General features: G+C 65.4%; 18 protein-coding genes. 6 read left to right on the top strand and 12 right to left on the bottom strand.

The annotated features are described in order from the left end of the window. Positions 1-63 precede the first annotated feature (63 nt). The gene (locus tag G6P88_RS03965) at positions 64-1788 is read right to left on the bottom strand and encodes an asparagine synthetase B family protein (RefSeq protein WP_226946813.1); all 1725 of its coding nucleotides are present in this window, start codon (positions 1786-1788) and stop codon (positions 64-66) included. Here G6P88_RS03965 and G6P88_RS20250 point away from each other — a divergent pair. Both G6P88_RS20250 and G6P88_RS03960 read left to right on the top strand, forming a co-directional pair. Next, entirely contained in the window at positions 1696-2097 is a 402-nt protein-coding gene (locus G6P88_RS20250) for a hypothetical protein (RefSeq protein ID WP_226946860.1), read from the top strand. The two genes, G6P88_RS03965 and G6P88_RS20250, sit on opposite strands and share 93 nt — an antisense overlap. 106 nt (positions 2098-2203) lie before the next feature. Next, positions 2204-3454, top strand: a complete 1251-nt coding sequence (locus G6P88_RS03960) for an MFS transporter (protein WP_165321935.1) — start codon at positions 2204-2206, stop codon at positions 3452-3454. 108 nt (positions 3455-3562) lie between these two features. Here the strand turns inward: G6P88_RS03960 and G6P88_RS03955 are convergent, their stop codons facing one another. From G6P88_RS03955 to G6P88_RS03940, 4 genes are all read right to left on the bottom strand, one after another. Further along, complete coding sequence (locus G6P88_RS03955) at positions 3563-4447, bottom strand: OmpA family protein (RefSeq protein WP_165321934.1); 885 nt, start codon at positions 4445-4447, stop codon at positions 3563-3565. Positions 4448-4689: 242 nt separating this feature from the next. Further along, positions 4690-5976: a nucleotidyltransferase domain-containing protein gene (locus G6P88_RS03950; protein ID WP_165321933.1), complete on the bottom strand. Its 1287-nt coding sequence runs from the start codon at positions 5974-5976 to the stop codon at positions 4690-4692. A 125-nt stretch (positions 5977-6101) separates the two neighbouring features. After that, positions 6102-6938, bottom strand: a complete 837-nt coding sequence (gene fghA / locus G6P88_RS03945; protein ID WP_165324885.1) for an S-formylglutathione hydrolase — start codon at positions 6936-6938, stop codon at positions 6102-6104. A 19-nt stretch (positions 6939-6957) separates the two neighbouring features. Next, complete coding sequence (locus G6P88_RS03940) at positions 6958-8070, bottom strand: S-(hydroxymethyl)glutathione dehydrogenase/class III alcohol dehydrogenase (protein WP_165321932.1); 1113 nt, start codon at positions 8068-8070, stop codon at positions 6958-6960. Between the two features lie 93 nt (positions 8071-8163). On the opposite strand from G6P88_RS03940, the gene G6P88_RS03935 reads away from it, so the two are divergent. Then, entirely contained in the window at positions 8164-9066 is a 903-nt protein-coding gene (locus tag G6P88_RS03935) for a LysR family transcriptional regulator (protein WP_165321931.1), read from the top strand. A 4-nt stretch (positions 9067-9070) separates the two neighbouring features. On the opposite strand, the gene G6P88_RS03930 is transcribed toward G6P88_RS03935, so the two are convergent. Continuing rightward, positions 9071-9385: a YMGG-like glycine zipper-containing protein gene (locus tag G6P88_RS03930; protein ID WP_206335852.1), complete on the bottom strand. Its 315-nt coding sequence runs from the start codon at positions 9383-9385 to the stop codon at positions 9071-9073. 107 nt (positions 9386-9492) lie between these two features. Then, the gene (locus tag G6P88_RS03925) at positions 9493-10998 is read right to left on the bottom strand and encodes a fatty acyl-CoA synthetase (RefSeq protein ID WP_247710566.1); all 1506 of its coding nucleotides are present in this window, start codon (positions 10996-10998) and stop codon (positions 9493-9495) included. A gap of 262 nt (positions 10999-11260) precedes the next feature. On the opposite strand from G6P88_RS03925, the gene G6P88_RS03920 reads away from it, so the two are divergent. Continuing rightward, positions 11261-12373 carry a sensor histidine kinase gene (locus tag G6P88_RS03920; protein ID WP_165321929.1) on the top strand — a complete coding sequence of 371 codons (1113 nt, stop codon included), beginning with the start codon at positions 11261-11263 and terminating at the stop codon, positions 12371-12373. Between the two features lie 12 nt (positions 12374-12385). On the opposite strand, the gene G6P88_RS03915 is transcribed toward G6P88_RS03920, so the two are convergent. Then, the gene (locus G6P88_RS03915) at positions 12386-13507 is read right to left on the bottom strand and encodes a dipeptidase (RefSeq protein ID WP_165324883.1); all 1122 of its coding nucleotides are present in this window, start codon (positions 13505-13507) and stop codon (positions 12386-12388) included. Beyond that, a complete protein-coding gene (locus G6P88_RS03910; protein WP_165321928.1) occupies positions 13497-14840 on the bottom strand; it encodes an amidohydrolase family protein in 1344 nt (447 codons plus the stop codon). Before G6P88_RS03910 ends, G6P88_RS03915 begins: the two co-directional genes overlap by 11 nt. Positions 14841-15076: 236 nt before the next feature. Here G6P88_RS03910 and G6P88_RS03905 point away from each other — a divergent pair, with 236 nt between their 5' ends. Then, positions 15077-16747: a DUF6311 domain-containing protein gene (locus G6P88_RS03905; protein ID WP_226946812.1), complete on the top strand. Its 1671-nt coding sequence runs from the start codon at positions 15077-15079 to the stop codon at positions 16745-16747. Next, positions 16744-18129, top strand: coding sequence for a serine hydrolase domain-containing protein (locus G6P88_RS03900; RefSeq protein ID WP_165321926.1), 1386 nt, complete (start codon positions 16744-16746; stop codon positions 18127-18129). Before G6P88_RS03905 ends, G6P88_RS03900 begins: the two co-directional genes overlap by 4 nt. A gap of 38 nt (positions 18130-18167) precedes the next feature. On the opposite strand, the gene G6P88_RS03895 is transcribed toward G6P88_RS03900, so the two are convergent. From G6P88_RS03895 to G6P88_RS03885, 3 genes are read right to left on the bottom strand one after another with little or no spacing between them, the layout of a single operon-like run. Further along, positions 18168-19493, bottom strand: coding sequence for an amidohydrolase family protein (locus G6P88_RS03895; RefSeq protein ID WP_165321925.1), 1326 nt, complete (start codon positions 19491-19493; stop codon positions 18168-18170). A 25-nt stretch (positions 19494-19518) separates the two neighbouring features. Further along, positions 19519-21336 carry a DUF885 domain-containing protein gene (locus G6P88_RS03890; protein ID WP_226946714.1) on the bottom strand — a complete coding sequence of 606 codons (1818 nt, stop codon included), beginning with the start codon at positions 21334-21336 and terminating at the stop codon, positions 19519-19521. A gap of 36 nt (positions 21337-21372) precedes the next feature. Beyond that, entirely contained in the window at positions 21373-22884 is a 1512-nt protein-coding gene (locus G6P88_RS03885; RefSeq protein ID WP_165321924.1) for a tannase/feruloyl esterase family alpha/beta hydrolase, read from the bottom strand. Positions 22885-22944: the final 60 nt, after the last annotated feature.

Genomic DNA, 22944 nt, shown 5'->3' with positions numbered 1-22944 from the left:
GAGGGGCAGGGCCAGCGCTCGCCGCAGCCGGACGGCGGGCACTGCGCTGCTCGCCCCCGTGTTTCAGCCATTTCTCCCCTCTACCTTTCGCAGAAAATGGGTCACCGAAAGCCCGCGGAGCAGGCGGTAGCGGTAGCTCGTTGCACGCGCTTCCAGATCGCCGCCTGCCATTTGTGGGATGGACTCCGCCAGTGCGACCAGCCCCGGCGTATCCACCAGTTTCTCTCCGACGGAACTGGATCCCGCGCGATGGGCTTCCTCGATGATAGACGATTGGGCCTCCAACAGGCGGCCGGCCCAGTCCGCGCCCTGCAGGCCTTTCGATCTTGCCAGCCTTATGTCGGCATCGACCCGGTCGGCAAAGGTCCTGTGGTAGAGTCCCTTCAGACGGCCCTGGTCCAGGTAGATCTCGTGCGGAAGGGACAGGCAGAGGTCGATCAGCCGGCGGTCGCTTGTGGGATCGCGCGTGTCGACCCCAAACCGGGCCAGCATTCCTTTGTTCGACAGGGTGACCAGTTCCTGCTGCCAGAATAGCGCCAGCATCTCTGTACGGCGGCCCCGCGACTGCTCCCGGAAAATGGTCTCTGCTTGCCTGGAAAGCGACGGTGCGTGTGCAACCGGCGCGTCGGCGATCTCGTCGGCGAGCGAACTAAACGCGCGCAGATCGCGATGGGGATGCCCGAACAACCGCCTTATCGCCTTATCCAGCCACGCCGGGATGGCGAAGCTCAGCGGCATGTAGAGGATCGTGCGAAAGGCAAGGCCTTTATGCCGTAGCAGCGCGGAGACCGTGCGGAGCCAGGTCCCGATCCGACCTTCTCGCAGGAGGTCGTTGAGCCCCTTGAGGCCGGAACTGCTGATCGTCATGTTGCCGAAGATCGCCATCAGCAGAACCGTTTTTGGAGTGACGCCAGCACGTCGGCAAATCTCGCTGATCCACACCTCGTTGCACAGGTTCAGCGCGGGCATCTCGGCGTAATGGAAGCGTTGGTCGAGATCGTCGCCGATGTGTCGATCCTCGGACGCGACGAGCAGGTGATCGATGTTGTCATGCCGCTGCGCCAGCTTCCGGGCGAGATCGCTCTCGTTTCCGGAGAAGCCTGGCGCGTCATTCAGGGGCAGGCCCGGTTTTGGGACATGGGTGTAGGCGGTGATGCGCTTTCCTGATCGGGCGAGCAAATCTGCGGCGGTGGCTGTCACCAGCGTGCTGTCGAGCCCACCGCTGAGCGTCGTAGTGATCCGCGACGTGCTGCGAAGGCGATCGGCGACGGCACGATCGAAAACCTCGCGAACCCGGTCCAGATAGGGTTGGGGATCAGCCAGAGGCGGAAGCGCCGGGGGAGGCTGGTACCATGTCGAGCTTTCCACTGATCCATCCGCACGGATCTGCACCATATGCCCTGGCTCGACCCGCTTGATGCCGGCGAAGAAGCTGCCTGATCCCTGCATCGGCAACAGCGCCAGATGCCGTGCGATCGTCGTCTCATCGGCGGCGAGAGGCACGTCGGGAAGGGCGTGCAGGCCCTTTGCCATGGACGCTAAGCCGATCCAGCCGTCGCCGCAGTGATAAAAGAGAGGACGACCGCCAGGAAAGTCCCGGACCAATGTCAGCTGGCGTAGATGGCTGTCCCAGATGGCGAAGGCGAAATCGCCGTAAAGCTGCGGAACGGCCTCGATGCCCCAGCGGCTCCAGGCGTGCAGCAGCAGGTCGGAATCGGCCATGAGGGCGAGCCGCTCGGGCGGGATACCGAGCGCGTCGCCGAGTTCCGGGCGGTTATCGAGCCGCAGATCGGCGACCAGCGTGAAACGACCGTCGGAGCTGTTCAGCGGTTGTCGGTCATGCAGGTCCTCGGGCAGCAGCCTCGCCAACTGGCAGGCCAGGGCGATCTCGCCTTCGTCGGCGGCACCGGCCCTGTCTTGGCCATAGATTGCCAGAGCCCGTTGCATCTTCGAGCATGCGGCCGCCGCACCGGCACGGCCATTGAGAGCCCAATAGCCGCAGATCCCCGTCATCGGCCCAGCTTCCGCATGGCAACTGTCCGAAGATCGCGTATCACCTCGATCGATGCCCCATGGAGCAGCTTATTGCCGGGGTGAGGTGTGGACAGGTTGTGCATCACGCTTCTTTAGAAATTCCCCCGCCATAAGTCATCGGCGATCGCCGGGCGTTGCCGTCGGCGCGTTTCGGATACATGGGCGTCGCGTGGACAGGGACCTCAGTCAGCTCGAATCGCTCGGCGATCTGCCGGAGCCGCCGGATGCACGGGACGATGGCGCAGTTGCCGGGATGCGGCGAGGCGAACCTGACTTTGCGAGGGCGCGTGCCGCGCTCTTTCTGGCCGGCTTCGCCACCTTTTCGTTGTTGTGGTGCACCCAGCCGCTCCTGCCTGCCTTTGCTGTTCATTTCGGACTGAGCGCGCCGACCAGCGCGCTGGCCCAGTCGGTTACGGCTGGCGCGATCGCCGGATCGAGCATGGCCGCTGCGGCTCTCTCTCAGCTGGTGACGCGACGGCGGCTGATGTTCGGAGCCATGTTCATCGCGGCCCTTCTGAACCTGGCGGCAGCCGTCGCGCCGGGCTGGTCAACCCTGCTGCTTGCGCGGTTTCTGCAGGGGGTCGCCCTGGGCGGCGTGCCCGTGGTGGCGATGGCCTATCTCGCCGAGGAGATCGACGGGAGGGACCTCGCTCGGGCGGTCGGCCTCTATGTTGCCGGGACAGCGTTCGGCGCGATGGTCGGCCGCGTTGCGGTTGGCGTCATCGCGGACCTGTTCGACTGGCAGGGCGCGATGGCCGTGGTGGGCGGCGTCGATCTGGCAGCGGCCGTTGGCTTCTATCTGCTCTTGCCAATATCCCGGCATTTCCGGCCATCGCGCGCTTTCGCGATTGCCGAACATCTTGGCCGCTGGCGCGAGCAGTTTCGCTCGCCGGCGCTCCGACGCTTGTTCGCAATCGGCTTCGTGCTGACCAGCGTCTTCGTCGTTCCGTTCAACTATGCGGGTTTTCGTCTTACGCGGCCGCCCTATTTGCTGGGCCAGGCCGAGATCAGTCTCATCTTCCTCACTTATGTGTTCGGCATCGCGTCATCAGCGCAGGCGGGCAACCTTACCGCGCGATTGGGAGCGCGTCGCGCGCTCGCCGCGAGCATCGCCGTGATGACCCTGGGCATGACGATCAGTCTTGCCGAGCCGCTTTGGTCCTTCATTGTGGGAATCGTCTTCGTGACGATGGGCTTCTTCGCCTCTCATGCCATTGCCAGCGGTGAAGTAGGACGACAGGCGGGGGGCGCCAAAGCCCATGCCGCGTCGCTTTACCTGCTCTTCTATTATGCCGGCGTGACCTTCACGGGCTGGGGAGCCGGATGGTTTTGGGAGCATGGGGGGTGGCTGGCCCTGACCGTTGCGACGGGCATCATCGGTACGCTCGGCGTATGGCTCAGTCTTGGACAGAGCGACTGAAGCAAGCCTAAGCTCGGCCGGGCCACTACCGCTGCAAAAGGAAAGCCGGAGACCATGGTTGATCTCCGGCTCATATTCAGATCCGGACATGTGGTCCGGAGGACACAATCAGAGATCGTCCACACTCTTGCTCACGAGAATGTTGACGGCAACGCGGCGGTTCTGCGCCTTGCCCTCGGGCGTGTCGTTCGGCGCCAGGGGATCGGCGGTCGCCATGCCGGTCGGGGTGAGCATCCGATAGGGCTTCCAACCGCAGGCCTGCTGCAGATAGTTGATCACCCGCGCGGCGCGCTTCTCGCTCAGCTGCTGGTTGACCTCTTCGGGACCGGTCGAATCCGTGTAGCCGACCACCAGCATCAGCGCGTTCTCGGTCGCCTCGGCCGTGCTCGCCGTCTGGCAGAGTTGCGCCTTGTCCTCGGCCGACAGCTCGGCCTTGCCGGTGTCGAAATGGACGTTGATCGTGTTCTTGATGTTGTACTTGTCGATGTCGCCGAGGCGGCCGCGCAGGGCCTCGGTCGCGGCGATCTGTTCCTCGAAGCGCTGGTCGGTGGCGTTGCGGATCATCGAGGCGGTCTTGAAATCGGCGTTCCGGAAATTGACCTGGCTCGCATAGAGCTCGTTGCCCATGCCGCCGGCGGGCTGCAGCGTCTTCACGGTCACCGGCAGGCCGTTGAGCAACGCGTCGAGGCCGAGCTTCTTGTTGCTGCCGAAGAGCCCGGACGCAGCCTTGACCCGCGTGGCATCACCGACGGCAATCACGGTGCTCGTGCCGTCCGACGACGTAACCTTCAGACGGTTGCCTGTCCGCGCAGAGATGACGCCCTTTATTTCAGGGCCTTCAGTCATCGTCGAAGGGTCTGGAAGAGGAACGCCATCGACGACAATATTCGAGTCGGCAGGACGTTGTTGTTGAGCAGACAAGCTGGCTGAAGCCGACAGGGCCAGCATCACCATCATGAAACGGACTCTCCGGTCCTTGGAATTGACACGCATAGAGCGACTCCTTTGTCTTCCCCCGTGCGCTTTGGGTGTCGATGACTAGCTGTCTGCCAGATTAACGCTGGATGCGGAGCGCGATAACTTGCCGCTGACGAGAGTGGATCGCGCGATGAAAGGAGCGGAATCGATCCCTGCCGACAGGCTGGCACATGTCGTGCCGGAAGGATTCCTACCCTCCTTTGGGGTCGCAATCCTTCGTGAAGGGACGGGATTCGCGGTTGCCTCCCGCGTTGAGATCAGTGCACCGCAGTCGCCGCGTCATGCTGTTCGAGCCAGTCGTGAACGGCCAGCATATGGTCGACGATGGCGCCATCGATATGCTCGACGGACCCGTTGGTGCGATCGAGGCGCTGGCCGATCAGGCCCGGTCTGCGCCTGGTCCCGATTTCCCAGAGCCTGCGCGCATAGAACAGCGGCATGCGCGGCGACGCGGGGTCGACCGGATACATGTTGGCCATCTCCAGCCGCGATGGAAAAAGGCGGCCGAGGAGAAAGGCCGGGAGATTGCCGCTGCGGCGCCGGAGCCGGGCTTGCAAGGATAGCTTGAGGTCTTTGCGCCGACTGGAGTCCTGGAGCATGATGATCCCGGTCGCATCGACCAGCGCAACGGGCACCGAAGACGAATCAGGACCATAATCCGGTTCGGCAATGTCGACGTCCGGCCAATAGCGGCGCGTCAGGGCGAAGCTCAGCAGGGCGCCATGGCGACAATGCGCCCGGTCGGCGAGTGACCAGAAGAGCGACCAGTCTACCCCGCCGCTTCGGATCAGCCAGGCGATGTCACTGAGCAGAAGCGGCCCGTTGTCGAAAGCGTGGCCATAGGCCGCATGTTCGATGAGGTGAAGCAGCGTGTCGGTAGGCGACGGATAAGCGATTTCGCGGCCCGGCTCTCCCAGCCGCACCAGCCTATCCCAGAAAAGAGGATCTTCGCTCGGTTCATAGCCCTCGCCGCGATCGCGATCGTGGAAGAGGCGGAAATGGACTTCCACTGCCATGCCGGTCGCAGGCGAGCGAGCCGGCGGCATCTGGTGCAGGAAGTCGAGCGCTGATTCCGGGCTGCCCTGGCTCTGCTCGATCTGGCTGTAGCCCTTCGACTCCAGCAGGCGCCATGCCTCGACCGCGCGATCGCGTGGGACGAGGATGTCGATGTCGCGCAGCGGCCGGAGTTCGGGCCGGGGATAGGCGGCCCTGCCGAGATAGGCGCCCTTCAATGCGGCGAAGGGTATGCCGGCCTCGAGGAAGAGTGTGCGCAGCCGTTCCAGCTCCGCTGCGGCGCGCAGTCCTGCCAAGGCCTGGGCTCGCCGCCGCTCGCCCATCCGATCGGCGATCAGGCGGGGAAAGCAGCCGGGGTCCTTTTCCAATCTTTGCCCGAGCAAGGGTTCGAGCCGATGCTGGCGTGCCATGCGCAGCACCTCGTTCCATGCCGTGTCATCGAGCGCATCGAATCTAGAAGCATCGATCGGCCGTTCAACCGCGATCAGGTCGAGCAGCAGCAACGCATGGGCCTGCATGCGATCGTTCACGGGCGATCCATGCAGCAAATAGGATGAGGGGCGCAGCGAGGCGTCATGCCTCTCTAGTGACGGCAAATGCCTGCCGGATAAAGGCGCAATTTCAATATCTCGTACCCTATGATCGGGCTATCCGATCATGCAAGACGTGCCGCGTGCCAGCGTAGATGGTCGTCCATGAAGCTCGAGATGAAATAATAGCTGTGGTCGTAGCCCGGCTGCAGCCGAAGCGTGAGGTCGATCCCCGCATCGGCGCAGGCGGCCGCCAGCAATTCGGGCTTGAGCTGATCGGCCAGGAAACCGTCGGCTTCGCCTTGGTCGACGAGCAGTTCCGCCACCCGTGCGCCATCCTCGATCAGGGCGACCGCATCGTGGCGCCGCCAGGCTGCCCGGTCATTCCCCAGATAGCCGGGAAGCGCCTTCTGGCCCCAGGGCACCTGCGACGGCGCCACGATCGGCGCGAAGGCCGAGATCGAGCGGAAGCGCTCGGGGAAGGTCAGGCCGATGGTCAGCGCGCCATGGCCGCCCATCGAATGGCCGGTGATCGCCTGCCGCGCCATATCGGCCGGGAAATGCGCGGCGATCAGCGCCGGCAGCTCCTCCGTCACATAGCTCCACATCCGATAATGCGGCGCGAAGGGCGGCTCGGTGGCGTCGACATAAAAGCCCGCGCCCAGTCCGAAATCATAGGCGCCGGCGGGATCGTCGGCCACGCCCTCGCCGCGCGGGCTCGTGTCTGGTGCGACGAAGATCAGGCCGAGCTCGGCGCAGGCCCGGCGGAACTCACCCTTCTCCGTTACATTGGCATGGGTGCAGGTGAGCCCCGACAGATACCAGACGACCGGCAGGCGCGCGCCCGGTTCGTGCGGCGGAACATAGACCGAGAAGGTCATGTCGGTGCCCGTGGCGGACGATGCATGGCGATAGACGCCCTGCACGCCGCCAAAGGCCCGGTTGGTCGAAAGGGTCTCGATGCTGCTCATGCCGGCGCGATCAGAAAACGACGACCGAGCGGATCGACTTGCCCGCGTGCATCAGGTCGAACGCGGTGTTGATCTCCTCGAGGCCCATGACGTGGGTGATCATCGGATCGATCTCGATCTTGCCGGTCATGTACATGTCGACGATCTTCGGCACGTCGGTGCGGCCCTTGGCGCCGCCGAAGGCCGTACCGCGCCAGTTGCGGCCGGTCACCAGCTGGAAGGGGCGGGTGGCGATCTCCTTGCCGGCTTCGGCCACGCCGATGATGATCGACGTTCCCCAGCCGCGGTGGCAGGCTTCGAGCGCGGTGCGCATCACTTCGGTATTACCGGTGGCGTCGAAGGTGTAGTCGGCGCCGCCGTCGGTCATCTCCACGACCTTGGCGACGACGTCCTCGCGGCTCATGCCCTTGCTGTTGAGGAAGGCGGTCATGCCGAACCGGCGGCCCCATTCCTCGCGGTCGGGGTTGATGTCGACGCCGATGATCTTGCCCGCGCCCGCCAGCTTCGCGCCCTGGATCACGTTGAGGCCGATGCCACCGAGACCGAAGACCACGACGTTGTCGCCGACCTGCACCTTGGCGGTGTTGATCACCGCGCCGACGCCCGTGGTAACGCCGCAGCCGATGTAGCAGCTCGTCTGGAACGGCGCGTCCTCGCGGATCTTGGCGACCGCGATCTCGGGCAGGACGGTGAAGTTGGAGAAGGTCGAGCAGCCCATATAGTGGAAGATCGGCTGGCCCTTGTAGCTGAAGCGGCTGGTGCCGTCGGGCATCAGGCCCTTGCCCTGGGTCGCGCGGATCGCCGTGCACAGGTTGGTCTTGCCGCTGAGGCAGCTTTTGCACTGGCGGCATTCGGGCGTGTAGAGCGGGATCACATGGTCGCCCGGCTTCACGCTGGTCACGCCCGGCCCGACTTCGCGCACCACGCCCGCGCCCTCATGGCCCAGGATCGAGGGGAAGATGCCCTCGCTGTCGAAGCCGTCGAGCGTGTAGGCGTCGGTGTGGCAGATGCCCGTCGCCATGATTTCCACCAGAACTTCGCCCGCCTTCGGTCCTTCGAGATCGACCTCGACGATTTCCAAAGGCTTCTTGGCTTCGAACGCGACGGCGGCACGGGTCTTCATGGCGTATCTCCTGATCTCCTTGCGACATATATTGGTGCAATTCGGCGCGAAATAGCTAATTTCGCAAGTGATTAATTCTGTGAGGCAATAATCATGTCGGACTGGGAGGGGCTGGAGGAAATCGTGGCGATCGCCGACACGGGAAGCTTCGTCGGCGCCGCCCGCAGGCTGAACGTCTCGCCGTCACAGGTGAGCCGGATCGTCCAGCGTCTCGAGGCGCGGCTGAAGGCAGAGCTGTTCGAACGCACCACGCGATCGGTGCGTCCCACCGAGCTTGGCCGGATGCTGGTCGACCAGAGCCGTCGCATCATCGATGAACGCGACGAAGCGCTGTCGATGGCGCGGGGCGAGAGCGAGATGCAGGGGGCGCTGAAGCTCACCTGCTCGACGGCCCTGGGCGAGCGTTTCGCGGCGCCGATCGTCGGTCGCTTCATCCGGGCGCATCCGCGCATTTCGGTGACGCTCGAACTGACCAACCGGGTCGTCGATCTCGTTGCCGAGGGCTTCGACATCGGCATACGAACGGGGCATCCGGTCGACCAGCGGCTCGATGCGCGTCAGATCGGCGCCCGATCGCTTGTCGTCTGTGCCGCACCTGCCTATTTGTCGCACAGGACTCCGCCGAAATCGCCATCCGACCTCGAGGCGCATGACTGCCTGATCGGTACGAGCGGAGTTTGGCATTTCAGCGAAAAGGGCACTCGGCGGACATGGGTGCCCACGGGCCGGTTTCGGTGCAACAGCGGTACCGCGCTTGTCTCGGCGGCACTGGATGGGCTCGGCTTATGCCAGCTTCCCGAGTTCTACGTCCGCGATCATCTTGCGACCGGGCGTCTCGTGCGGCTTCTAGATGGCTATCTCGATGCGCCGGAACCGATTTGGGCGGTCTACCCGCATAGGCGGCATGCTCTACCCAAGGTGCAGGCGATGCTCGCCGCCCTGGAAACCGAACTGAGCGTAGAAATGGCTTCCGGGGCGGCGGATCAGACGCCGTGACGGATCAGCAGCGGTTGCGATCGACGTAGTAGCGGCGGCCACCGTCCTTATAATAGCAATCGCCGCGGCGGTCGCGATAATAGCGGCGGTTCTTGGCGGTCAGCGCGCCGATCGCGCCACCAGCGGCAGCGCCGATCGCAGCGCCTTCACCGACGCCGACGCCGCCCACGACCGCTCCGAGTGCCGCACCGCCGGCCGCACCGATCGCCGCGCCACGCGCCAGGCCGCGTTCGGTGGGATTGCTCGACTGGCAGGCGGACAGGGCAAGCATCGCTGGAATAGCGCACAGCGCGATACGGGATTTGGTAAGCGCGGTCATGTCGAAAACTCCTTCACGACGGCCGGGGAGGGGCACGGCCATGACAGGACAACGTCGGCGGATCGCTTTGGTTCTTTTTCAAAATCTTGCCGGCGGATGGGCGGCGCTCACTCGGCCGCCATCTCACGCAGGTTGCGCTTCAATATCTTGCCGCTGGCGTTGCGCGGCAGATCGTCGACGAAGACGAAGCGCTTGGGTCGCTTGAACCCGGAAAGCCTCTGCGCGCAATGCGTTTCCAGCGCCTCGACGCTCGGTGTCGTTCCCGAGCGCACCACGACGAAAGCCGTCACGGCCTCGATCCAGCGCGGGTCGGGCAGGCCGATGACCGCGACCTCGGAAACATGCGGGTGGGCGTAGATCGCCTCCTCGACCTCGCGCGAAGAGACATTCTCGCCGCCGGTCTTGATCATGTCCTTCTTGCGGTCGACGACGGTGATGAAACCGTCCTCGTCGATCGTCGCCAGATCCCCGCTGTGAAACCAGCCGCCGGCAAAGACGGTCTCGGACAGCTCGGGCTGGCGCCAATAGCCCGATAGCAGCTGCGGGGATCGGTGGACGATCTCGCCCACCTCACCGGGGCCGACGTCGCGCATCTCGTCGTCGACGACGCGTGTCTGGACGTGAAGAGTCGGGCGTCCGGCCGAACCGCGCCGCGTCGCGTGATCCTCGGGCCGCAGCACGGTCGCGACTGGTGCGATCTCGGTCTGGCCGTAGAGGTTCCACAGGCGCAGCCCGGGGATGCGCTCGGAGAGTTCCTCGATCACCGCGACCGGCATGATCGACGCGCCATAATAGCCCTTGGCGAGAGAAGAGATGTCGTGCGCCTCGAATAGCGGCGAGCGCAGCAGGGAAATCCAGACTGTCGGCGGCGCGAAGAAGGCGGTGACGCGGTGTTGTTCGACCAGCGGGATGACCTGCTCGGGGGCGGCGGAAGCGCTGATGATGCTGGTGGCACCGGCCTGCAGGGCGGGCCCGGCCATCGCGTCGAGGGCGGCGCAGTGAAACAGCGGCAGGGCGTGGAGGATGACGGTGTCGGTGGTCCAGTCGCAATCGAACAGGCAGCTCTGATATTGCCAGAGGACGGCGGCATGGCTCAGCATTGCGCCCTTGGGCCGGCTTTCGGTCCCGCTCGTGTAGATGATCTGCAGCAGGTCGTCGGCGTCGGCGCGATCATCGATCGTGGCGCCGGGAATGCGCAGGCTGCTCCACCGCGCGATGGCGCCCGTGGCTTCGGCGCCTTCACCCTCGACGAGGAAGAAGCCTTCGATCCGACCGCCGGCTGCCGCCTGTCGGCCGAGCTCGACCAGCGACGCGTCGGCGAACAGGAAGCGCGCGCCCGAATGGTCGAGAATATAGGCGATGTCGGATGCGCCCAGCATGACGTTGACCGGCACCAGCACCGCGCCGATCCGCGCCACCGCGAAACGGATCGCCAGAAAGGCGTTGCTGTTCCGTGCGAGGATCGCGACGCGATCGCCCTTAGTGACGCCGAGGTCGTCGAGCCCTGCGGCCAGTTCGTCGACGATGGTATCGAAAGTCGAATAGCTCCAGCACTGGTCGCCGAAGACGAGTGCCGCCTTGGATCCGTGCCGCGCGGCCGAACGCCGCAGCATCAAAGACAGGGATTGGGCCTGCGGTGCGATCACGATCGAATCTCTCCCTTGCGGCGCGACCATGATGTCGCTTCCTGCGCGACATTAGCAGGATTGGCGCGGGCCGCGAGGGCCAGCTTGCGGCTGCCGCCTGGCCGGCAAAGCGGTGGCGTCAAAGAAACCCCTGCATTTTCACGATGTTGATCTGGATATTGGGCGAACTATGTTGGTGGGCGGGGGCAGCCGGCTGTTGCCGGTGTCGAACGCGAAGTGGAGTGACGTTATGCGTGGCCTGGTTGACCTCCAGCGCTCCGACATGTCGCGATTGGCGGCCCTGTCGGATTATCAGATCCTCGACACGCCGCCCGAGCAGAATTTCGACGACATCGTCCAGCTGGCTGCGCAATTATGCGGCACGCCGATTTCGCTGGTGAGCCTGGTCGAGACCGATCGTCAATGGTTCAAGGCGCGCGTCGGCCTCGAGCAGCGGGAAACACCGATCGATCAGTCGGTCTGCAGACTTGGTCTCGACAGCGCCGAGTTGCTGATCATCCCCGATCTGATGGCCGACCCGCGAACGGCGGGTAACAGTCTCGTGAATGTCGCGGACGGTGTGCGCTTTTATGCCGGGGCGCCGTTGATCGCGCCGCATGGCGAGGTGCTGGGCATGCTGTGCGTGATCGATCGCACGCCTCGGCCGCAGGGGCTGACGCCCGAGCAGAAGGGCATGCTGGCCACGCTTGCCCGCCAGGTGATCGCACAGCTCGAGCTGCGCCGCGCCATGCTGCGGCGCATGGAAGAGGACATCGAGCGGCGACAGCTCAACGAATTGCTGACCGAGCGGTTGAATCAGACGCTGGCGATGATCCATGGCCTCGCCAGCCAGACCCTTCGAAACGTGCCCAGCCGGGGTCCGGTGGAGTCCTTCCAGAATCGCCTGGATGCGCTGACCGAAGCGCATGAGTTGCTTCAGCGGCGGAAATGGGCAGACGCCGACATGCGGACCGTCGTTGCGAACAGCCTGTCACGCCACGCCTCTTCCGATCGGTTCATGGCTTCGGGCCCCTCTGTGCCGCTGGCTCCCAAAGGGGCAATCACGACCGCGATGCTGCTCCACGAACTGGGTAGTAACGCTGTGAAATATGGCGCGCTGTCCGTCCCTAGCGGCACGGTGCGGGTCGGCTGGGCTGTGTCGGGCGAAGGTGATGACGCTGTCCTCAGGCTGGGCTGGGCCGAGCTCGGAGGGCCGGCGGCCATCACCCCATCGCACCGCAGCTTCGGAGCCAAGCTTATCTCAATGGGGCTTGGCGGGGGCGGGGCCGTGAGCGAGGATTTTGGCGAAGCAGGCTATTGCGCTTCATTCGAGGCCCCTCTCTCCCATCTCCAGAAGGAGTGACGGGCTTCAGCATCAGGCCCCCCAGATGCTTTCCGCATAGCGCAGGAAATTGGCCCCCAAGACCTTCTCTATCCTTCGCGAGGTATAGCCTCGCGCCTCGAGCAGGCGGACGAGCTTGCGGAACTGATCGGGGCCACGGAGGTCGACGACGAAGGGATAGGTGTCCGGGCGTTCGCCCGCAGCGCTGATCCCGGCCGCCCTGCGCTTGGCGATCTCCTCGGCAAGCCGAGCCTCATAGACTTTGAGGTCGTCGATCTGGGTCACGTCGCCATCGGTGCCTACGCCGACATGATCTTCCCCGCAGACATTGATGGCATGGTCGATATGCGCAACCACGTCGTCGGCGCGGGCATGGCCGCTGGGATTCAGGAAGGGCATGAAATAGATGCCGACGAAGCCGCCCCGCTCGGCGACGAGCCGCAATTCCGCGTCGGTCTTGTTGCGCGGCAGATCGGTGAGTGCCCTGCAGCCGGTATGATTGATGGAAATCGGCGCCTTGGAAATCTGGGCGGCTTCCAGGCAGGTCCGCTCGCCGCTGTGCGACAGGTCGACCATCAGCCTCGCATGGTTGAGCCTTTCGACCACCTCCCGGCCGAACGGGGTCAGCCCCCGGTTCTGCGGTGCCATCGACCCGTCGCCCAGATCATTGGCGGGATTGTAGGTCAGTTGGACGATCCGCACGCCCATATCGGCGAATATGTCGACGCGCGAGGCGTCCTTGCCCATCATCGCCGCATTCTGGAAGCCGTAGATCACGCCGATCCTGCCCTCGGCCTTAGCCTTGCGGATGTCCCCGGCGGTCCAGACTTTCAGCAGGTCCCGGGGACGGTCGCGGATGTCCCGGTCCATGGCGGCGACATCGCGAACGCTGATCTCGAACGGATCCTCCGCGCCCGAGACATAGCCCAGCGTGACGTTGACGGCGCTAAGCCCCGAGCCGTGGGCTTCCTCCAGCACTCTCTTGTCGAAACCCCCACCGTTCACATTGGGGTTGCCGAGGCCACCCAGGGCGTTGACGACCACCCAGTTGCGAAGAGGATCGGAAGCCGCCTGGGCCGCCATGGCGGGGCTCACCGCCAGCGCCAGGGTCGTGCCCGCTGCGCCATACAGAAATCGCCGTCTGTCAATCATGATCGCCATGGTCCAGTTCGTCTGACGTGAGTGCGCGAAAGGCGGTGCGCTGGTAGCTGCGCCCGCGTTTGATGACGGCTTCGATCGTGCGGATATTGTCTATGTCCACCACGGGATCGGCTCGCAATATCAAGAAATTGGCCAGCTTCCCCGGCTGGATGGACCCCATGTCCGCTTCCCGTCCCGCCGCACGCGCGCCGACGAGCGTAGCGGCCTTTATGGCCTCGAGCGGCGGCATGCCGACATCCCGTACGAGGAAGATCAGCTCGTCATGAACTTCCGGCCAGGGGTGCGCCGCCTCGAAACTGGTATCGGTGCCGGTTGAGATCGCGACGCCGGCTTTCCAGGCCTGTCTGGTGAGACGGATCGCGGCATTGCCCGTGCAGCGCAGCTTCCGCCGGGTCGGGTCTTTCAGACGTTTCACATCCTCCGCGACGAACAGCGAGCCGGTGGCATCGAGAACGATGCCGCGGGCGCGCATATCGGAAAACAGGCGTGCCATCACGGGGTCGTCGCCATCCTTGGAAAGAAGCTCTTCCCGGATCGGTGTACGATCCTCATAGGCGGCGAGGTTCACCGGTTGCAGCTCGTAAGCCAGATAGCAGGCATGGCTGACACTGTCGGGGCCCGCCGAGATGACCTGCGACGGGCGGGCGGGAAACACCGAGCTGTGCGTCCACACCATCATCCCCTGCTTGTGGGCGGCTTCGGTGATCGCCTTCACGCGGCTTGCCGGAAGATCGGCGTAGATCTTGATCGCGCTGGCCGATGTGCCCCGCGCAAGCGTGACGGCCATGGCGATATCGGTGTCATCCGCTATCGACTGCATCCACGGCGCCTTGCCCAGCGGCACGCCCTTGCTGACCGCTTGTACCCGGTCGTCGCGGAAGAAATCCGGGCCCGCCATCAGCGCGGCATAGACGATGTCGGGCGCCTCGATCTCGCCGGCCAGCGATGCACGGGCCAGCTCCCCGACCGAGCGCAAGTCGTCGGCCATGTCGCGAACGGCGGTGACGCCGCCATAGAGATTGCGCCTGAGTATGGCCTCCGCGCGAATGCGATCGGGCGGCGTCGCGAGGTGGACATGGGTATCGATCAGCCCCGGCATCACGAATTTGCCCGAGAGGTCGATCCTTGGCGTGCCTTCGGGGACAGCGAGTGAGCCGGTGGCGCCGACCGCCATTATCCGATCGCCCTGCACGAGCAGATCCTGATGCGGCCGGGGCGGAGCGCCGGTTCCATCGATGATCGTCGCATCGCTATACAGATTGCCCTCGGCACGAAGTCGCTCGGCCGCCGCGGCGCTGCTTCCGAAGAGGCCCAAGCCGAGCATCATGAACAGGAGCTTCGCAGAGGCTCTGGCCAGTGCGTGCTTCGGATGGCATGCACCACTGGTAGCGGTGTCCGACGATGTCGGGTCCCGGTGCAGGGGGGAAGGGGGCATTTGCGGTACGATCCTATATGCCATCGGGCCCTTTTCATCCTTGTTGGACGCTGTGTGCGAACATTGGCGCATCGGCGTCCGCCTCGCCATGCGTTTTTCCTGATCGCTAGGAGACCGGCGTGAAACTCATGGTCTGGCGCTCCGATGCCTCCATCGTCCTGCTGTTCGCTGTGCTTGCCTTCCTGCTGATTTTCGGACCGGCCCCGCTCGATCCGACGAATATCGCCTGGCTCGCCGATCATGATGCGGCGACCAACTATCTCGGCTGGGCCTTCTATCGTGCCTCCCCGTGGGGCTGGCCGATCGCCGCCAATCCCGCCTATGGAATGGACATAGCCGGCAGCGTGATGATGGCGGACGCCAATCCGTTGCTGGCGATGCCGTTCAAGCTGCTGGGCCCGATGCTGCCAGAGCCTTTCCAATATTTCGGCTGGTGGCTGCTCGCCTGCTTCATACTGCAGGCCCTGTTCGCGCGGGCGATCGCCGTCAGGATCGGCGCCGATCCCGGGCAGCGGCTGGCGATGGTGCTGCTTTTCCTCTTCACGCCCTGCTTCCTTGCCCGGGCGGTCACGCCGGCCATCTTCCATCTGACGCTGTGCGGCCAATGGCTGATCCTCGCGGCGATCTGGCTTTATCTATCGCCGCAATGGCGGGGGAGGGCCTGGGGCTGGGGCGGGCTGCTGACGCTCTCGATCCTCATCCACCCCTATCTTCTGGCGATGGTCGCGGCGATCTGGGGAGGCGATCTCTGGCGCGGGATCGTCGGTGCAAGCGGGCCGGCGTTGCGGCGTCGCTTGATCGAGGCAGCGGCGAGCGTCGGACTTATGGCGTTGGTGGCCTGGCTGTCCGGCGTGCTCTGGTTGGCGCAGACGGGAGACGGTTCAGCCCATGCGATGAGCGTCGAATGGGGCTTCGGCATCTACAAGGCCAACCTGCTGTCGCCCGTCGATCCGCGCGGCTGGTCCTGGCTGTTGCCGGACCAGGCGACGACGGCGGAAGAGGTGGAGGGCTTCGCCTATCTCGGCGCGGGGGTTCTTGCCCTGCTCGTCGCGGCGCTGGTCGTCGCCCGCCATGTGCCGGCCTGGCCGCGGTGGCTGCCGCATCTCGGCCTCGGTCTCGCGCTTGCGTTGCTCGCCTTGCTTGCGATCACCCCCTATGTCGCCCTCGGCTCCCACGTGGTCCACGTCCCCTGGCCAGCGCCGCTGGAAGCGCTCGGGCACATGTTCCGCAGCAGCGGACGCTTCGCCTGGCCACTGGTCTACTGGCTGATGGTCGCCCTGTGCTGGATCGTCATCCGAGGGGCGCGGCCGAGGGTGGCGACGATCGTCCTTTGGGGGGCGGCGCTGGTGCAGATCGTCGATGGCAGCGCTGGCTGGTGGGGGCGGACCGACGCCTTTGCCCGGCACGGCGACCGCTGGCCGACCGCGTTGACGTCGCCCTTCTGGGGGGAGGCTGCCAGCCGTTACCGCTCGGTGCGGATGATCGTGCCGCGCAACCGCTATCCCTTCTATCGTGACATCAATGCCTGGGCCCTGCGCTACGGCTTGCAGACGGACGTCATCTATCTGGCCCGCTACGATGCCGGATCGTTCAATGCCCTCCTGCGCCGTCGGGCCGCGCAGTTGCGGACGCTGCGCCTGCCCGCCGACACGCTCTGGATAACCGACGGTGTCGCCGCTTCGGATCTGTCGCGTCTCGCGCGGTCCGGGCAGGGCAGGGTGGCGACGATCGACGGGGTTCCGGTCTTTGCGCCGGGTATGAAGGCGCAAAGATGGCAGCTGAAAGGGGACGAAGAGTGAAGGCTGGGCTTTCGGGGACGATGTTCGTCGGTTTTGCCGCGCTGGCGGCGGCTGCCTTCGCGCAGCCGGCGGCCAAGGCGGCGCCATCGATGGACGCCCTGCTTGAAGAATGGCGCGACGCCTTCAACGCGGGCGACCCTGCGAGGATCAAGGCCTTCTATGCCGCGCGCAACGACGATCCCAACCCGATGTTCGCGCTCGAGAGTGCAGAGGATAGCTGCGGCGTCAGCCTCGATAAGGTCGTCGAACGGTCCGACAAGGCCATGACGCTGTTGCTGCGGCAAAAATGCCTGCCCGGCCTGTTGCGGCTGAAGCTGGAGCGAGCCGATGCCGATCCGGCCAAGCTGAAGACCGTGGACTTGCGTCCGTTGCCGCTGCCGGGGAGGGGCGCCGTCGAGGCGGTCGCGTCGATCGCGCAAAGGCTGACCGCGCGCGACGCCTTTGCTGGCGCCGTCATCGTCCAGCGCGGCAAGGACAGGCTGCTGGCCCAGAGCTGGGGCATCGCCGATCGCAGCGACAATCGCGCGGTTACCCTCGACACGCCGATGTTTCTGGCCTCGGCGGGCAAGATGTTCACGGCTGTCGCCATCCTCCAGTTGGTCGAGGAGGGCAAGGTGGAGCTCGACGCTCCGCTGGGCCGCTACCTCACCGACTATCCCAATGCGGCGATGGCGAAGGTGACCATCCGCCAGTTGCTGACCCATCGGGGCGGGACCGGCGACATCGGCATATTGGAACGCGGCGAAGGAGCCGATCGGGCTAAAGTCCGCACCATTGCCGATATGATCCGGCTGAACGGGGATCGCGCACCGGCCTTTCCGCCGGGCAGCAAGGACGACTATTCGAACTATGGCTTCATCCTGCTCGGTGCGATCATCGAGAAGGTGACGGGGGAGGCCTATCAGGATCTTGTCGCGAGGCGGATATTCGCGCCGGCGGGAATGACCGTGAGCGGCTTTCCCGACCGCGATCATTTGCAGGGGGTCGCGGTCGGCTACACGACCTATTTCGGCGAGGAGAAGGTACTCCTCCCCAATCTCGACAGCCTTCCCTGGCGGGGGGCATCGGCAGGCGGCGGGGTCGCCAGCGCCAATGACATGTTGCGCTTCTTCGACGCCTTGCGCGCGGGAAAGCTGCTGGGGCCGGCGATGCTCAAGCTCGCCACGACCGCAGGTGCCACGCCCTGGTATGGCCTCGGCTTCGTCGTCAATCCCGACACGCCGCCGAGTTGGGGCCATGGCGGCACGTCCTATGGCATGGACGTGGCGACGCATCATTATCCGTCGGTCGACACGACCTTCATCTGCCTCGGCGCGCGCGACATGGTCTGCAACAGGCTGATCTTTGCCTGGTATTTGCGGACCTTCCCGCCGCAGGACTGAGCCGGACCCGCTTCCCGTCGCGGATCCGGCTTTCCGGATCAGTCGGCCAGCGTGCCGTGGGCGTCGTCGCGATAGATGCGGCCGTTCTTCATCACGAAGCTGATCGTGCGCAGCGCGGAGATATCGGCGGTCGGATCGCTGTCGACCGCGATGATGTCGGCGGCCATGCCGGGAGCCAGCCGGCCGACCTGGTCCTCGATGCCGAGCAATTTAGCGGTCTGGGTAGTGCCCGACTGCAGGGCCTGCAGCGGGGTCATGCCGGCCTTCACGTAAAGCTCGGCTTCGGCCACCGTTGCGGTGGTGCCGCCATTGGGTTCGAACGGAAACTGGTCGGTGCCGAGGCCGATATTCACGCCCAGGCGGATCGCCTTCTGGAGCATGGCCCAATGGTCCTTGCCGGTCGAATCCACCCGCTCGAGATACCATTCGGGCGAGCCGATCTTCTTGTAGAACTCCTTGGCGCCTTCCTGGGTGACGACGGCGGTGGGCACGAGCCAGACGCCCTTGGCCTTCATCTCCTTCAGATTCTCGTCGCTCAGATGATAGCCATGCTCGAAGCAGTTGATGCCCATGGCGAGCGACTGCTTGGCGGCCTCGGCCGAGCCGTTATGCGCGGTGACCTTGATGCCGTTGCGGTGCGCCACCTCGATCAGGGTCTTGAGCTCCTCGTCGGTCATCGGCGCGGCCGAGATGCTGCCATGGGTGTCGGCGATGCCGCCCGAAATGGCGATCTTGATCCAGTCGGCGCCTTGCTTGATCTGCTCGCGCACGGCGTGCGCCAGCGCATAGGGGCCGTCGGCCTCGAGCGAACCATGGCCGCCGGTCGGCACGATGATCTCGCCCGCCGTCTTGATGCGCGGGCCGATGATCTCGCCCTTCTCGATCGCGCGGCGGACGGCGAAGTCGACGCCATGATCCTCGCCGACGAGGCGGAGCGTGGTCACGCCTGCGAGCAGGGACTTGCGCGCATTGGCCGCCATGCGCAGCGCCAATTGCGGGTCGGTCTCGTTCGCCAGCGCCGCACCCTCGGCACCCGGCAGCTTGAGGCCGAGATGGACGTGCATGTTCATCAGGCCGGGGGCGAGCCACTTGCCACCCATGGAGACGATCTCGGCGCCTTCGGGGATCTTCACCGAAGCGGCGGTGCCGGTCGCGATGATCTTGCCGTCACGCACGATCAGGACGCCGTTGCGGATCGGCGCGCCGCCGTCGATCGACACGATATTGGCGTCGGTCAGGGCGATCGTCTTGCTGCTCGCCTGCGCCTTGACGGGTTCGGCGGAGGTTGCGGCATAGGCGGTGGCCGGCATGGCGATCCCCGCGAGGAGGGCAAGGACCGCAATTCGGAATGTCTTGGTCTTCATGTCGTCGATTGTCCTGGATGGAGTGTCAGGCGGAAGCCCACTGCGCGACGGCCTTTTCGAGGACCGCCATCGGCATCGGGCCGGAGGTTAGGATGAGGTCATGGAAGCCGCGCACGTCGAAGCGGTCACCCATTGTCGCGCGGGCGGCTTCACGGGCGGCAACGATGCGGTTGGCGCCGACCTTGAAGCTGCACGCCTGCCCCGGATAGACCGCGTAGCGCGTCACCTCACGCTCGGTCGCCAGTGGCTGTTCGCCGGCATTGTCGACCATCCAGGCGACCGCCTGGTCCTTCGTCCAGCGCTCGTGATGGATGCCGGTGTCGACGACGATCCGCGCCGCGCGGAACAGCTGCGACTGGAGTTCGCCGATGCGGCCGAAGGGGTCATTGTCGAAGATGCCCAGTTCCGCCGCGACCTGCTGCGCATAGAGCGCCCAGCCTTCGGTATAGGCGGAGAAGCGCACGACCTTGCGGAACAGCGGCAGGGCCGGGGCATGATTGAGCACGCTATATTGGAAATGATGGCCCGGCACCGCTTCGTGATGCGTCAGCGTGGGCAGGCGCCAGGTCGCATGTTCGCTCGGATGCTGGAGATTGAGCGAATAGACGCCCGGTTCGCCCGGAGCGCCCTCGCCATAGAAGGCGCCCGGCGCGCCGGCTTCGATCGCGGGTGGGATGCGGCGGACGATGACCGGATCGACCGTCGAGATGCCGAAGGCCTGCGGCAGCCGCGCGGTGATGTCCTTGATATAGCCGTTGGCGAGCGCGAGCAGCTTCTCGCGGCCGGCATCGTCGTCGCTGACCTTGAAGCGGGCGTCCTGGTTGAGTGCCCCGATGCGCGCGCCGACCGATCCCTGCGACATCCCCTGCGCCTTCAGCAGGCTGTCGATCTGCTCGATCAGCTGGCGGCACTGTTCGAGACCCAGCTTGTGGAGGTCGCCCGGCGCGATGTCGGCGGTGGTGTTGGAGCGGACCGCCGCCGCATAATAAGCGTCGCCATCGGGCAGGCGCCAGACACCGGCGGTATCGACAGCCTTGGGGGCGATCGCCTGGAACGCGGCGATCTGCCGGTCGAGCGCGGGGACGATCCGGTCGCGGAAGATGCTCTCGGCGCGGGCAGCGTCGCCCTGGCGGCCGAGCGCAGCGAGCTTCTTCAGCGCGGGGGCGAGCAGTGCGGATTCAAGCGGTTTGCCGTCGCGCAGGCCTTTGATCTGGTTGATCGTCTTGGCGATCACGAAGCTCGGCGGGATGATACCCATGGCGGCATCATGGCGGATGCGTTCGCTCTCCTGATCCAGCGCGGTGGCGAGTGCCGCCAGACGGCTGTACCAGGCGTCGGCATCGGCCGCGTCCTTGATCGGATGGCGCCCGCCGATGAAATCCGGCAGCCAGTAATAGGCGCCGTTCATCTGGCTCACCACATAGGGGCTCGGCCGCAGGTTCATGTCCATATAGCCATAGCGGCCGAGCATGTCGTCGAGCGTCTCATAGACATAGAGCGCGACGTCGCGGTCCAGCGCCGAGCGCGGCGAGAGCGTGTCGGCGGAGATGGCGCGCAGTTGTCGCAGGCCCTGCTTCACCGCGGCGCGGTCGCTTTCGCGTGCGGCGAGCGAGCGGTCGTCCAGCCGCGCGCGCAGATAGGCGTTGGCGCCCTGGTCATAATCATTGCCGGTGGCCTCTTCGGGCGAGCGCCGCAGAAAGGCTTCGGTGTGGCGCTGGAGCAGCGCCTGAAGCGCCGCATCGCCCGAACCGGTGGCCGCCCAGACGCCCTGCATCGGCCCGACGAGGCTGAGGGCGGTGGTGCCGGCGGCGGCATGAAGGAAGCGGCGACGATCGATCAACACGGGAACACTCCTCGGGAAACGGAAAACAGGATTATCTTATTGGACCTTGTAGGTCGGAAGCATCTCCACCGCGCTTTCGCTGCCGGCGGGTGCGGGGAAGCTCTGGATGAAGGTCGCGCCATCGGATGTGGTCGCGGGCGACCGATGCGCGGCGCGCAATGTGGCTGGCGCGACGTCGCGCTCCACCCAGTCCTCCATCGCCGCGATATAATCGATCGCGAAGCGGCCATCGCCACCCCAGCAATGCTCCATGCCGGGCACCATGACGAGCCGGGCAAAGGCTTCGGTGGAGGCGGGGCCGCCCATGGTGCGGGTGACGGCGCGATAATAATCGACGCTGTTCAGCGGGGCGACGCGGGCGTCGGCCCATCCATGATAGATCAACAGCTTGCCGCCGCGGCCGCGATAGGCGCGCAGGTCCGGATTGGACGCGGAGTAGAGAACCTCATACTCACGCAGCCGGTCGGGGTCGCGGTCGAAGTCGAACGCTTTCGCTTCCCAGCCTGGACCGAAATCCGACTGGATGTAGCGCGTCGTGTCGGTGCCTGAGCGGGTGGCTGAGGCGGGCCCGCCGATCGAGAGGAAGGCGCGCCAGCCCATCTCCGATCCCGGCAGGAAGCCGCCGCCGAAATAGACGGGCTGGCCTTTCGCGTTCACCGGGCCGGCATAGACTTTTCGCGCGGCCTCGACCTGCTCGGCGGTGAGGCAATCGCCTGCCTTGCTCTTGCAACCCAGCGTCGCAGGATCGAAGGCTGCAAGCGGGTTGCCGATGACGCCATCCTTCCGACCGTCGGCGGCATCCAGTGCCGCGACGGCGCCCCGGTGCAATGTCGCCAGACTGCGGTCGTCGAAGATCGGGCTGCCGTCGGCGCGGGCGAGGCTGTTCAGCGTCCAGACGAAGCTCATCGAGGTTCCCGCCTCGCTGATCACCGGTGCGCCGGCGATAATTCCGTCGAAATCCTCAGGGAAGCGCTGGGCCGAGACGAGCCCCTGGCGGCCGCCGGTCGAGCAGCCCATGAAATAGGAGCGTTTGGCAGGCTGCGCATAGAAAGCGCTGACGATCGCTTTGCCGGCCAGCGCGGTCCGGTGCGTGGCGCGATAGGCGAAGTCGAGCTTCGCCTCCAGGTTGCGCCAGGCCCATAGTCCGTCTCCGGCGCCGGACCTGTGGCCCATGTCGGACAATATGCAGGCATAGCCGCGCGCGGTCGGATAGTCGCATTCGCGCGCCCAAAGGGACTCGCCGGCCATGCCGCAGGACCCGGTGCAGCCCGCGTAGAAGAATTTCCCGTTCCAGCTCGAGGCGGGCAGGGTGATCTGGAAATGGGTGTTCGGCGACACATAGCCGCGCACGCGGCAGAGCTCGGTCGTCGACCCGCTCGGGGCGATCAATTCCGAAGAGAGAATATGGGCCGGCATTTCCGCCGGAAGATCGAGGGTTGCGGTCGGGAGTTTGGCGCAGGCGGCCTGGGCATCGGTCGTGATAGCGCTCGCGGGCGAGGCGCCAACTGCAAGGCAGGCGAGTAGCAAGACCATCAGCCAGTGCCGCATCGGCTTCCTCCCTGCCCAGACATCCTCGCCCCCACGAGGAAATTCGATCCTTGTCAGAAG

The sequence above is a fragment of the Rhizorhabdus phycosphaerae genome, from assembly GCF_011044255.1.
Classification (GTDB): Bacteria; Pseudomonadota; Alphaproteobacteria; order Sphingomonadales; family Sphingomonadaceae; genus Rhizorhabdus; species Rhizorhabdus phycosphaerae.
This window is presented reverse-complemented; position numbering and strand designations above follow the sequence as displayed.